Origin of the sequence: Vibrio celticus, assembly GCF_024347335.1 — a bacterium.
Taxonomy (GTDB): domain Bacteria; phylum Pseudomonadota; class Gammaproteobacteria; order Enterobacterales; family Vibrionaceae; genus Vibrio; species Vibrio celticus.
Genome location: NZ_AP025464.1, coordinates 1,976,572 through 1,989,479, shown reverse-complemented (window position 1 = coordinate 1,989,479; position 12,908 = coordinate 1,976,572). Strand labels below are relative to the sequence as shown.

Sequence of the window (12,908 nt, the reverse complement as noted above, 5' to 3'; positions counted from 1 at the left end):
ATAACGGATTCATTCGCTTAATCGTGTGATTCTCGAAAAAACCGCCCCTTAGCTAAATCGCTAACTAAGGGGCGTGATTGTATGCGTTGCCAAGTTAGATTTGAATATCTCTAACTCGCGCGATCTTCGGGTTCAGAGAGCATGGCATCAAAAGAGGCAATTCGAGCCAAAAACTCTTTTCTATCTTTAGGCATAATTGAGCTTGCCATTGGTAAGTTCGCCTTCATCGCATCGACGGCGCGACCACGAACCAATACCTCAAAGTGCAAGTGCGGGCCAGTAATACGACCAGTAGCACCCGATAGCGCAATTTTCTGACCTCGCTTAATTTGCTGACCTTTCTTAACTAAGAAGCGGCTCAAGTGAAGATAACGCGTCGTATATACGCTGTTGTGTTCAATCACCAAATATTTACCAGCATACGGGTGGTCACGAAGTGCCACCACTCGACCATCACCAGTTGAGTAGATAGGTGAACCAACAGGTGTCGCAAAGTCGGTACCATTGTGCGGTGAGATTCGCCCAGTTACTGGGCGTCTTCGTGTCGGATTGAACGAAGAAGTGATTCTTCGGAATTTTCTGTCGACTGGGTATCTATCAAAGGCTTGCTCTAGACTATTTCCCTCTCTGTCATAAAAAAGACCATCTGGTGCTAGAAAAGCTGCGACTTCTCGGTTTCTTAATTGAATTGAGGTACCTTGAATTTCTGTTTTACCCGTTAGGTGATCATCCGTGTACTGCTCTTTGACCAATACATTAAAGCTGTCACCGGCTCTTAGTTCACGAGCGAAGTTGACTTTGTCTTTTAGTGTGCGGGTAATATTGGCTATTTGAGCTGTCGTCAGCCCTGCTTTGCATGCCGATGTTGAAAAACTACCGTGAACACTACCCGCATAGAGTTTTTCTTTCCATTCGCCTGGGATCTCGTGGAATTTATAGGTGAAGCTACCATCATCGTTTCGAGTAAAGGCTGCTTGCTCAACCAGACTCTCGTGATAAATCAGCTCCACAAGCTGTTTTGAGTCACTATCCAAAAGCAACTCTAGATGGTCACCAGGTTTTATTGTGTCGAGTTTCAAAGATTCAAGATCCGCTTCCATGACCTTGTGAACCGTTTCATAAGGCAGATTCCACGATTCGAATATATTACTGAGGGTATCCCCAACCTTCACAAAGTAGTGAATTTTGATCATTGAGTTCGAATTGGTTTGTGGCGGCGCCTGTTCCTCACCGTCCGTGTGCAGTTCTTGATAAGGCGTGACTTTTATCGAGATTTCTTTTTCTGGTTCAGGATGAAAAGAGAGCAAAGCAGCAAGGGAAAATGCGCTGATAGCAATAACGATCAGGCCAATACGGAGGAACTTCATAAAATACTTAGCGGTTATAACGAGGAACTTAGAAAGTGTTATAACATAACAATTCATTCAAGGAAATAAATGAAATGTAAGAAACCGCAGCGCGATAGGCGTGAAAATATGGTGGGCATGCAAGGCCCACCATCTTAGTTAACACTACTCTTTATCTAGCATTATTCTTCACGAAGTGCTTCGAAGCGTTCTAAGCCACGCAGCATCTCAAAGTCAGGTTCATCAGCCAATAGCTCTCGCATTGAACCACTGGCTTCGATAGAGCGCTCTAAGTCATCGATCGCTTGGCCTTCAGCACCTAACCTTGCGTAGGCACAAGCACGTTGATACAAGGCGTGAGCATTTTGATCGTCCACTTCCAACACGCGATTACATAAGCTCATCGCCCAGTGGTATTCCTGCATGTCCATTGCGGCATCGGCTTTGTAAGTTAGTGCTTCCAAATCACCCGGGCGAACTTTTAAGATCTCATCGTAGATTTCAATTTTCTGCTCGGCGGTTTGAGCATTCTGAGCCCTCAACCATAAATTATGAATTTCATTGATGATTTCGATTTCTCGGTTGTTCTCTGAGATGATTCGAGTCTTACGCTTAAGATCCCTTTCAAGAACGTTAAACTTCTTCTCATAATCTTGGGCTATGTCGTTGAGTCGTCGGTCAGCCATCTCTTTGGTGGTGTGTTTCAACTCTTTGAGTGATTGCCAACCCACCAATGCAATTAGGGAGGCAACACCGGCAATAATGTAGAAGAAGTAGGTTACGGTTACATTGGCGTAATTCAGAGACTTGTCTGCCACAGTCAGTTCCCGGTCAGTCATCTGAATGGTCAAGCGTCTTTCAAGATCTTGCTGTTCCATTCGTAGTTGCTTCAGCTCATCCAAGATATAACGCTCCATCAGCGGTCTATCCAAATACTCTTGTTCAGAGTACTTAACCTCTTCGCTTGCAAAACTCATCGCGCTGAACACCGAGATAACTGCAATCAATAAGATTCGAAGCATTATACATTCCTTATATATTTATCTTTAGACTAACTGTATCTCGTAATAAGCATACAAGCTAGGAAGTCGACAATTTTGCTATGTCCATATTGGAATTAACACTCTAAAACATCATTGATAATTATAAAACACCTGAAGCAACATCATTAATTTCTAAATTATAAAAATACCGCGTAATACTGTTCTATATAATTAATTCGCGATGCGAATATACCGAAAAATGGTTTATTGCATCGAGATGAATCTTATATTAATAACGATCAGAACGAGGTTAATTTGAATAATCCACGATACGATTTAGTAAGCCGTGTACTGCACTGGGTAATGGCTTCTGTAATCATCTATGCAACAATCGCAGGGTATGTGATGCACTATGTCACCAGTCATCCAGAGCTGTTTTCTTTTCTGTCAGTGCTCAACATGTCATTGGCGACCGTTGCGACGCCACTGCTTGTGGTTCGTTATATCTGGAGCCACTTTCGCTCATCGCCAAACATGCCAACCTCTGTGCCTGAAGGGCAAAAATGCGTTGCCAAGCTTGCACACTCTTTGATGTATCTTGTGATGTTTATGGTTTTCAGCACCGGCTACTTAATGCTAAAAGAACCGTACTCTTTATTTTGGTTAGTGAGTGTAAATAATCTAATTACCGACTCTGCAATCAACGGCTTCTTTTTCTATTTACATCGTGCCAGTTGTATTGCCCTAGCCTGTTTAATTGTGCTGCATATCAGTGCCGCACTTAAACATCACTTTGTCTCGAGGAACTATGTATTGAAGACGATGCTCTAGATTCAGAGAATTCAACACGGTTTGCACAAACAAAAAAGGTTCATCGCGGCTTTCCGGGGAAAGCCGCTTTTATCTTCATAAAAAAGTAATCCGTATCTCAGGGCAAGATCATGAAAACCCCTTATGAAATAAGGGATGACGTGAAGTCATATTTTCACTAATTAGATACTGAAGTCACAATAATCTCAATACATCCAAGATCGATTTGATGATCAGATTTAGGTGTGATCATATACTGTTTTTTAACAGCAGATATTTAGCCTAATGAACGGATTAAGCCTTTTGGACCATATTTCAGTTATTCGAGACCCTCGCCAAGCCTGGAAAATAGAGCACACGCTAACCGACATTATCTTCTTAACAATTGCAGCAGTGATTGCTGGTGCTGAAGGTTGGGAGGATATTGAAGATTTTGGTGAAGATAACTTGGAATGGCTTAGACAGTATGGTGATTTCAAACAAGGCATACCAGTACACGATACCATTGCCCGAGTTATCAATCTTATTTCCGCCAAGCAACTGCAACGATGCTTTACTGCGTGGATGAAAGACTGTCATGAGGTGACTGAGGGTGAAGTGATTGCTATCGACGGCAAAACTCTCAGAGGCACATACAACAAAGACAAGCGTTGTGGTGCAATCCATATGGTTAGTGCGTTTAGTGCTGCAAATCAAGTTGTGTTAGGGCAGGTTAAAACAGCAGACAAAAGCAATGAAATCAAAGCGATCCCCGAACTGCTTGAAATGCTTTCCTTACGAGGTTGCTTAGTGACGATTGATGCTATGGGATGCCAGAAGGATATAGCTGAAAAGATAGTCGGCCAAGATGCAGATTACCTCTTAGCGGTAAAAGGTAATCAAAAACGATTGGAGCAAGCGATTAGCCAAGTCTTTAATTCTAGTATGCTTAATAGTTTTGAAGGTGATAAATACGTCACTCAAGAGAAAGGACATGGTCGTACAGAAACGCGTTTGAGTATGGTTGTTCACAATACAGATTTCTTAGGCGATATAGCGCTTGATTGGGCGGGACTCTCCACCATTGGTATGGTCGTTTCAATTCGTCAAGAAGGTGATAAGCCAGCAGAAACAATGCAAATCAAGCACTACATAAGCTCAGCAAAACTGACGGCTAAAGCTTTACTAGAGAGCACGCGAGCACATTGGAGCATTGAAAATCAGATGCACTGGCGATTAGACGTAGGTTTTAAAGAAGATGAATGTCGGATTCGTCGAGAGCAAGCTGGTGAGAATTTAGCAGTTATAAGACATATAGCTTTAAATCTGCTGACGGAAGAAACCAGCTTCAAAGCAGGGATCAAAAGAAAGCAGAAAAAAGCAAACCGTAGCAATAGCTACCTTTCGCAAGTCCTTGCAGTACAAGGGGCTTCGTAAGCTTGCCCTGCAGGGTACCCTGACTTCCAATTCTTTACTGAGCTTGAACTGTATGGTGGTTTCTATATTTTTCGAGGAGCAAAGTCCCTGAATCCTCATGTTATAGAAGCGAGAAACGGTCAGGGCCGGCATTTATCTAAACTAGAAGGAAAGAAGCTCAAAGACATCACTCGAGGTACTAATCGCTCACAGGTACTCGACCTTAAAGTTCGTAGTGGTAAGCAAGAATTTAGAGTGGTAAGACGTTGGTTTGCAGAAGAAAAGCGATTCTGTATTTGGTTAACTAACTTGCCTTCAGGTACCTATACTGCTGATGACATAATGGCGATCTACCGCTGTCGATGGCAGGTGGAGTTGCTTTTTAAAGAATTAAAATCTCACACAAACTGGCAACGATTTGTCACCGCACAAAAGGCCATCGTTGATGGGCTTATCTGGGCCAGTTTACTCTCGCTGATCATCAGGCGCAGTACTGCGCTTCAGATAATGCCATCGGTCTCGCTGTTTAAGGCGGCAAAAAATGTGGATGTGTGGCTGTTGCCCATATTTGAATGTATCAGCCACAAGGCATGGTCAGAAATAGGCAATAAACTGGAATGGGCCTCTAGCTATATATTTAAGAACGCACAAAAGTCCGCCCAGAGGAAGTCAAAGAAAAACATCACGTTAGACGGGATTTATGCTGGTCTTAATGCTTAAGGTTCAGTCTATGAATATTGTTATTAATCCCTTCCAAGGTACATGTATTTAAGTGATATAAAGCTGAAGACACTATCCCATGAAGGTACGGTTTCAGCTTTCTAGCAAAGTTTATGAGTGGCTTTACTCCGCTTTCATGAACTTGTTGCCACCATATTTCCCAAAGGTCTCGGGCTTGTTTTTCCGATTCGCAGTACCAGAGTTCCTTGAGTTGAGCGCCAAGTAAATGGGTCACCATTAAGTCACGGTTAATCGCAAGTATTTCATCCAGATAGCTTTGTTGCTTGGTATTTAAATTCTCTCTATTTTTCAGTAGTACCCAGCGTGAGCGCTTGACCCAACGCCGTGCACTTTTGTCATCTTTAAGTTGGTTAGCTTGATCTACTCGAACTCTATCCATAACCTCTCGACCAAACTTAGCGACGACATGAAAGAGATCATAGACGATACGGGCATTTGGACAATGAGCTTGAACCTCTAGATCAAAAGCGGTGTTCATATCCATTGCCACAACTTCGATATTTTGTGCATGCTCTCCAAGCATCTCAAAGAAGGGCGTATGTCTTTGCGACTTCTACCTAGACCAATCCAAAGTACTTGATGCGTTTGTGCATCTGCGATAACAGTGGCGTAACGATGGCCCTTGAATATGGCAAACTCATCCATGACCAGTTGACGCAAGCACCCCCAAGGAACCTCAGGTACGACACGCTTGAGACGTTGCTTGTCTATTTCTTTGATGGTGTGCCAGTGCACTCCAGTAAGCTCTGAAATGTGTTTGATGGGTAGCAATGGTAATAGATTATCAATGTAATCAATCAGCCGATTAGTGAGGCGAGAATATGGCTTAACCCAAGAAATAGATTCAGTCTTGATACCACAATTTGAACACTTGATGCGCCGAGTCTGGACGAATAACTCAACGGGTATGCCAAGCATCATCGCATCTTTAAGCGTTCTCCATTGAGTGTCATGGATCGAGTCAGAAGCTTGGCCACAAGAGCAGTATGCCGCGGTATCAGGAATTAAGGTGATAGAGATTAATGAGTCAGTTTTATAAGACTTTACGATCTGAAAGCCTTCCCAGAATGATGATAGGAAAGTATTATTCGGCATGAAAACGGTAGTTTGTGAAAGGTTGTGTTTGGCAATGTAACCTTACCACTAACTACCGTTTTTGTTTTCAGTTCCCGCTAATCTGCGAAGAACCAAAAAAAAGCCATAGCATGTTCTGAACTGCCCCCCAATAGCTGGCTTTAACTTCTATACGAATTGCTTTCTATGGCACACCGTGACCTTTAGATGCCACCCATACTCGATACCACTGTTCGCGCGTCAGCTCGATTTTCAGTGCATCAACCGCAGTCTTCACACGCTCAATCTTACCTGAGCCAATAATCGCAATTGGATTAGACGGTAAACGACGAACCCAAGCGTAAATCACTTGATCAATGCTGCCTGCACCCACTTCTTGACGAATCGCCTCTAGCTCATCACGAACACGAATTGCTTGCGCTGAATCGCCACTAAAGATGCTACCACCACCGAGACAAGACCAGGCCATCGGTCGAATGCGGTTCATCTGCAGTTGATCTAGCGTGCCATCATGAGCCACTTCGAAGTTCAATGGGTTGATTTCAACTTGGTTGGTCACTAACGGTTTACCAAGGCGAGATTGAAGAAGTTCGAACTGACGCGGTGAAAAGTTAGAAACACCGAAGTGCTTAACTTTACCTACTTTGTGTAGCTCTGCGAACGCTTCTGCTACTTCATCTGCATCCATTAACACGTCAGGGCGGTGAATCAACAATACATCGATATCGTTAACACCTAAGCGCTCTAATGAGTTATTTACTGATTGGTAAATATGCTGCGCGCTAGTGTCATAGTGATTGATCTTACGATCTGGAGTGTGGTCACCACATAGGTTGATATCGCACTTGGTGACGATTTGAATATCATCACGAAGGCTTGGTTCAAGCGCTAACGCCTCACCAAACAACTTTTCACATTGGTAGTTACCGTAAATATCCGCGTGATCGACAGTTGTGATGCCAAGATCAATATGTTGCTTCAGGAAAGTCAGACGTTGTTGCGGGGTCATGCCCCACTCTGCTGTACGCCAGTATCCTTGCACCAACTCAGAAAGCTCTGGGCCTTGTGGCGCTATCGTTACTCTTGCAACCATGGGTTGTCTCCTTTATCAATACTGAACGTATCCTAAGCTCGTTTTACCGAGGGCTCAACGTATAACAAATGGCAAAGGTAAACGCTTATTAAAAATGTGAGAGCCGCAGAAAAACGAACACTTAAATAAATTATAACTTGCTGTCTGCCAGTGAGCCGTTCTCCTGAAAGGCTTGTTTAGCCTAATAAATAACGAAACTATCTATAAATTTGAGCAATTAAAAACGATTAAGTTGAACCGTTAAGTTGTCACCATCACTGTATAACTGAATCCAAGGAGAAGGAGAGCTAGAAGAAGATAAGCTAGGCACATTCCACACACTCAGTTGCTCTGCTGAACCGTGAGGCGCATTGATAAATTCGACCAGTTGTTTATCCACCTTATCGAAACCAACACCTTCATTTCGAGCTTGTTCGAGTTGAGCAGTAACATCGAATTCATCTTCACCAATACGAATTGAACTGAGAGCAAAGCCATCTTGGCGAAGGTATGCCTGAAGCTTTGTGTAGCTTAGGTGCGAATATGGCAGGTATAAGCGAACTGTTTCGACGCTTGAGTCACCCAACTCCAGTTCAACGTAAACATCCAGATCATAATATTGGGTTAAGTCACTGCACAACAGCGTATCTTCGATCTCACCACAATCCATCAAGTCGATATCGTTAATATAGTTTTGAGAATTCGGCAAACTTGTGCTGCTGTTAAATACTGTTCTTAGCCACCAGCTTTCGGTTGCCTGCGCTGAAAATGAAATAGCATTGAGGGACAGCATTAGAGGCAAGATTAGAACTTGAAAGATTTTCATCGACTGGGCTTATTTGGCGCTATATGAAGTGTCCATTATACGTGACCAATCGACAAACAACCGCTCGAGTCGCAAATTTTAGGCGAAAAAAAAACGGGCATACATGCCCGCTAGATAAATTCATCACCGAATAACGTAATCCGTCACGTTGAGAACCATTACGAAAGAGAGGATATCACTCTCCCACAACAGTTACAATACATCGTATTCATTACTTATAGCCACCTTCTATTGCTGGCTCTTCAAGCGATAGTCTTACTTTATTACGTTGAATGGCTTCTGGCGGCAAACTGATGAAGCCGTATTGGTTCAAAACGCCTTGATGATCTTGAGACAAGGTAAGCCCAACAAAGAACTCCTCTTGTTCCGTAAAGCCTTTGCGATGCGCTGGAATATTCAAGTACATGTAATAAACCGTTGCTAACGGGTAACGACCAGAGAGGATCGTTTCTTTGTTTAAGTCGTAGTTCACACCTAGGTTATCAACCACGCTCAACCATTTCACGTCTGAGATTTGATCTGAGTAGACGGTGTACCCAATAGCTGCATCTTCGTCTTCAATCTTGTTAATCAGGTCCGGCAGGTCCGCTAAGAATTGAGTATGGACATATTCTCCCTCCGTTCCACACTCGACCCAACTTGAAAAGGTGGTATGCCCCTTCAGGTTATGATCAATGGCGAAGGGCAGCATATGAGTATCTAGACTTTCACCATTACGGATATCACTGCTTGGTGACCATTTGGGATGTTTAGGGTCGTTAGAGCAACCAAACACATCGATAAGTTCAGCGACACTGATGGATGTTGCAGGATTATTTTCATTCGCTAGAATCGCAATCACGTCAGCGGTAAACATCAGCTCTGTCGGTCTATAGCCGTAGCGCATGTCGAACCTAGCCATCTCTTTGTCAGTCCACTTTTTGGAAGTGATACCAACACGCGAGCGCTGCATGATCATCTGTTCTGGGACGCTGTCACTCAACAAGATTTCTAGGTCGCTCTCTTGGCTCTTAAGTAAGTCTTCAACAAGGCCCTGCATATTCGGCTCAATCGCGACCAAACCAATTTCACTGGCATCATTCGCAAACGTCGATGCCGAGAACAACATAGGTACAGCAGCAAGCAGTAAGCCCGATTTATTAGATAGACGTTTCATTACTGGCCTCCTACTGGGTCAATCGATGTCTTAGATTCCACATCGCTATTGCTGTCGAGCTGCATCTCTGAAGTGAAGATATTCCAAGATGGATTCACTTCCATACTCTCTGTTTTTAATACTGCAATGGTCCTGCGCTTACGCTTGTGAAGATGCTGAGTTAAGCTGGTTATCTGAGTAAACTCTTGTTCGAAGATTCGCTCACCATTGATACCTCTATCAATTAAAGCGTCTCGAATCACGCCAGTTCTTTTCTTCGCTAATGCCTTGTTATACGCGTTTGTACCTTCAGCACTGGTATCACCGACCAAGGTAACCGAAGCATCAGGCTGCTCTCCTAGTAAACGCACCAACTCATTTAATACAGCAGTATGATCAGGTTTAAGGTCATACTTATCAAAATCAAATGCCACACTTAATACTTCAACATCTTCGACAATTTTCCAATTGGCACACCCTTTAATGTCTACCGTTACACCTTCTGGCGTATCGGCACATAGATCTCGCTGGTTAATCACACCGTCTCGGTCATTATCGGCTAAGTCATCAATTTGATGGCGAGTCATTGTCGTATCAGGCGTTTCTGCACAACCCATTAGCAAGATAGAGCTAAGTAGCGCTAGTTTAAAATATCTCATTACTTATTCTCCCCTTGCCACTCTTCTGGATGTTCAATCCTCAACGCATACGTCAACATGATGTGCACCATCAATACTGGACAGTGAGCTTAGTGACTTTCCATACTTATGCTAATTCGTGATTTGATCTGCACCAGATAGACTGAACACCAAGCTAAGCGACTTTCGATACTTGTAGTTATTCATAATTTATTAATTTAGCGAAGACGCTGAAACGTTTATGTCCATTTATGTATTGGGACGCTTTTATCGTTTCGTTCAGTGCCGTCTAGTTCATCCGCGGGTCGTACTTTCTGAGGTATTTTTCAAACAGACGAATTTGTTTGTGGTCTACTTTAAAGCCGCTCATTGGCGGCGCTTCCCCGGTAACGGTTTCTATCTGTTCTTTGTAGTTGGTGATGCGCTTGAAGGTGTCTTCTATGACGTTTATGGCTTCAGTTTGGCTTTCCGGTAGGGCATGCGTGGTCAACAAGCAGGCTTCAACGTCTAAACAGTTGAGCACAAAGTTAATGATTTCTTGGTTGTTACCCTTGAACTCCTTTTGAGTAATGAAGGACTTCCTGACGATGCGTGCTTCATTGTCCTCGTCGACTTCGCCTTCGCTAAACACCACCATGTCTCGGTAGACAATGATAAAATCACTGTCGACGTCCATTACGCCATATTGCTGAGCAAACCCCGCTTCCTTATAGCGAGCATATTGCTCGGCGATTTCTGCTTTTAACGCCGACAAGGTTTTGATCCCTTTTCGGTCAATCAACCGCTCTATATAGTGGCCTGAGTAGGTGTCGATGGCATCGATAGCGATCCGGTCACCAAAGCGCTTCTTGGATAGCGGATAGTAGACGTTTTCGATGTAGAGCCTGCCCTTTTCCGCATACAGGCATTTTCCTATCAACAGTTTGCCATAGATGCCGTATTTATCTTTGCTACCGGCCAACTCAAAGTGGTTGCTGACCTCTTTTTGTTGGGTTAGAAAGGCGATGAAGGCGTTTGGGTTAGTCGAGTTATTGAGTCTATTTGATATTTGCTCATGGCTTTGCATGATTTGTTGTTGAAGTCTTTTCCATGTCTTTTTGGCAAACGTTGAAGGTTCCATTGAATGATCTCCTTTAAGGCGAGGGGCTTAGCCGTTCGATTTCGGCACCGTGTTTCAATGTAGTACCGTTAGTGATAGTTGCCAATAATGAAGACTTACTGTGTGACCAAGCAGTCTCGGCTTGTGTGTTTGTCTCATGTAGGCCTTGTTTTTTGTGACTCGTCAGATTGGAATAGGTATGCAGAAAGTGGCATCTTTAGGGGGGAGGCGGTAGCGTATTGTTAAGGCTCAGAGTGAATGGCCACCGGTTTGTTAGATGTTTTGTAATTAGGCCGTTGAAATGTGGTATTGCAATTTTCCATAATCGTTGTAATGGTAAAGCACTAATGTAAACCAAATGCTCTAAGTTGCTTTTGTCCAATGGTGACTTGAGCAAACCAACACGCTACTGTGATCACTGATGAACGCATTGGGTTGGATTGAAAACCGAACCTTTACTCATGGGCAACTCTCATTTGGGGACTGCATTAAACTGTTGAAGGAGAAAACCCCGCCAGTTTCCGATTTGCATTGAGATGGTCTTCCCCAAGACATGGCATTTCAACAAGCTGGCTCGCTAACTCATCGCTCTCATATTCGTTGGTGGAACTCAGGCCAAGACATCAATAGCGGCCAAACTGTCTGGTTGGGTAGCGATTAGCTATGATAATGGCTTAACGGTGATCCCATACAACGGCATCATTACCATACTCCACAGCAACGACCCAAACGTGGACGGAGGAAGAGACCAGTTGAAAGAGAGTATAATGAGCATAAATACATTATGGGATGCGGAGCGACTGGCCTTAGCCAAACCAATCGCTCTCAACAATGGACATGATTACTACAGTGATGGACCAGTGTTATTAGTTTCATAACCCATTAAGGCACCGAAAGTGGTCAGTTTATAACCCAAGTCGAAAGCACACTAGGGCGTGTTGATCTTTCGTGAGTGTTTTTTGAACAGCATGGTAAAGAGTTATAATTTGCTTCGCCAAAAGTAAAACCATAACCAATACCATGCCAAGAACAATGCTAACTGATATTCGCTGGGAACTGCTACTCCAAGTTATGAAAAGTACAGGTCGTATTTACGATAAAACTGAACATCGAATGACATTTGAAGGAATACTTTATCGAATGAGAACAGGTATTCCTTGGCGAGATCTACCCTCTGAGTTCGGAGAGTGGAGTACCGTTTACAGACGATTTAATCTTTGGTCAAAGAAAGGGATTTTAGATAATCTTTTCAAAAGCTTATCTAACATGGCTGATTTTGAATGGGTATTTCTTGATGGCTCTATAGTTAGAGCACATCAGCATAGTACAGGTGCAGCTACTGAAAGTTCAGAGCAAATAGGAAAAAGTCGCGGGGGCAACTCAACCAAAATTCACTTAGCCGTAGATAGTGGTGGCCTGCCGATTTGCTTTGATTTATCAGAGGGACAACGCCACGATATAGTGCATGCCGAAAGCTTAGTTGAGCAACTCGATGAAGTTAATACCATCGTTTGTGATAAAGGATATGACAGCGAACCTTTCCGTATTTTTGTTAAGGAACGTGGCGGAGAAACGGTAATTGCTAAACGCAATTACGGACAAGATATAGACAAAGACAGTATGGATTGGTGTTTATACAAGTATCGTCACTTGGTCGAAAATGCCTTTGGGAGAATTAAGCATTATCGAGCTATTTCAAGTAGATATGACAAGCTAGAAAGGAATTATGCCAGCATGTTATCGCTGGCATTCATGTTAATGTGGCTACCGATGTATTGTTGAACGCGAA

12 protein-coding genes and 2 pseudogenes are annotated in these 12,908 nt (G+C 43.3%); 6 read left to right on the top strand and 8 right to left on the bottom strand.

Annotated elements, in window-relative coordinates:
* Positions 1–110: 110 nt before the first annotated feature.
* Both OCV19_RS24755 and OCV19_RS24750 read right to left on the bottom strand, forming a co-directional pair.
* Positions 111–1,367 (bottom strand): peptidoglycan DD-metalloendopeptidase family protein, encoded by a 1,257-nt coding sequence (locus tag OCV19_RS24755; protein ID WP_065677758.1) that lies wholly within the window; start codon positions 1,365–1,367, stop codon positions 111–113.
* 161 nt (positions 1,368–1,528) lie between these two features.
* Complete coding sequence (locus tag OCV19_RS24750) at positions 1,529–2,368, bottom strand: tetratricopeptide repeat protein (protein WP_065677759.1); 840 nt, start codon at positions 2,366–2,368, stop codon at positions 1,529–1,531.
* 276 nt (positions 2,369–2,644) lie between these two features.
* Between OCV19_RS24750 and OCV19_RS24745 the strand changes: the two genes are divergently transcribed.
* The 3 genes and pseudogenes from OCV19_RS24745 to OCV19_RS24735 form a co-directional block, all read left to right on the top strand.
* Complete coding sequence (locus OCV19_RS24745) at positions 2,645–3,160, top strand: cytochrome b (protein WP_083994421.1); 516 nt, start codon at positions 2,645–2,647, stop codon at positions 3,158–3,160.
* A gap of 264 nt (positions 3,161–3,424) precedes the next feature.
* Entirely contained in the window at positions 3,425–4,555 is a 1,131-nt protein-coding gene (locus tag OCV19_RS24740; RefSeq protein ID WP_261875708.1) for an ISAs1 family transposase, read from the top strand.
* Positions 4,556–4,564: 9 nt separating this feature from the next.
* A pseudogene (locus OCV19_RS24735) lies at positions 4,565–5,254 on the top strand (IS4 family transposase); the annotation flags it as partial.
* A 13-nt stretch (positions 5,255–5,267) separates the two neighbouring features.
* Here OCV19_RS24735 and OCV19_RS24730 read toward each other — a convergent pair.
* From OCV19_RS24730 to OCV19_RS24705, 6 genes and pseudogenes are all read right to left on the bottom strand, one after another.
* A pseudogene (locus tag OCV19_RS24730) lies at positions 5,268–6,370 on the bottom strand (ISL3 family transposase); the annotation flags it as partial.
* A 163-nt stretch (positions 6,371–6,533) separates the two neighbouring features.
* Positions 6,534–7,442, bottom strand: coding sequence for an aldo/keto reductase (locus OCV19_RS24725; RefSeq protein ID WP_048610753.1), 909 nt, complete (start codon positions 7,440–7,442; stop codon positions 6,534–6,536).
* A 217-nt stretch (positions 7,443–7,659) separates the two neighbouring features.
* Positions 7,660–8,247, bottom strand: a complete 588-nt coding sequence (locus OCV19_RS24720; RefSeq protein ID WP_065677924.1) for a hypothetical protein — start codon at positions 8,245–8,247, stop codon at positions 7,660–7,662.
* Positions 8,248–8,458: 211 nt separating this feature from the next.
* Entirely contained in the window at positions 8,459–9,403 is a 945-nt protein-coding gene (locus tag OCV19_RS24715) for a PstS family phosphate ABC transporter substrate-binding protein (RefSeq protein WP_065677923.1), read from the bottom strand.
* The gene (locus OCV19_RS24710) at positions 9,403–10,041 is read right to left on the bottom strand and encodes an OmpA family protein (protein WP_065677922.1); all 639 of its coding nucleotides are present in this window, start codon (positions 10,039–10,041) and stop codon (positions 9,403–9,405) included. Before OCV19_RS24710 ends, OCV19_RS24715 begins: the two co-directional genes overlap by 1 nt.
* 268 nt (positions 10,042–10,309) lie before the next feature.
* Positions 10,310–11,140, bottom strand: coding sequence for a hypothetical protein (locus OCV19_RS24705; protein ID WP_065677921.1), 831 nt, complete (start codon positions 11,138–11,140; stop codon positions 10,310–10,312).
* A gap of 532 nt (positions 11,141–11,672) precedes the next feature.
* On the opposite strand from OCV19_RS24705, the gene OCV19_RS25065 reads away from it, so the two are divergent.
* The 3 genes from OCV19_RS25065 (at position 11,673) to OCV19_RS24700 (ending at position 12,901) form a co-directional block, all read left to right on the top strand.
* The gene (locus tag OCV19_RS25065; protein ID WP_083994443.1) at positions 11,673–11,780 is read left to right on the top strand and encodes an LssY C-terminal domain-containing protein; all 108 of its coding nucleotides are present in this window, start codon (positions 11,673–11,675) and stop codon (positions 11,778–11,780) included.
* Positions 11,781–11,799: 19 nt separating this feature from the next.
* Positions 11,800–11,997 (top strand): hypothetical protein, encoded by a 198-nt coding sequence (locus OCV19_RS25060; RefSeq protein ID WP_370736633.1) that lies wholly within the window; start codon positions 11,800–11,802, stop codon positions 11,995–11,997.
* A gap of 142 nt (positions 11,998–12,139) precedes the next feature.
* Complete coding sequence (locus tag OCV19_RS24700; protein ID WP_086738309.1) at positions 12,140–12,901, top strand: IS5 family transposase; 762 nt, start codon at positions 12,140–12,142, stop codon at positions 12,899–12,901.
* Positions 12,902–12,908: the final 7 nt, after the last annotated feature.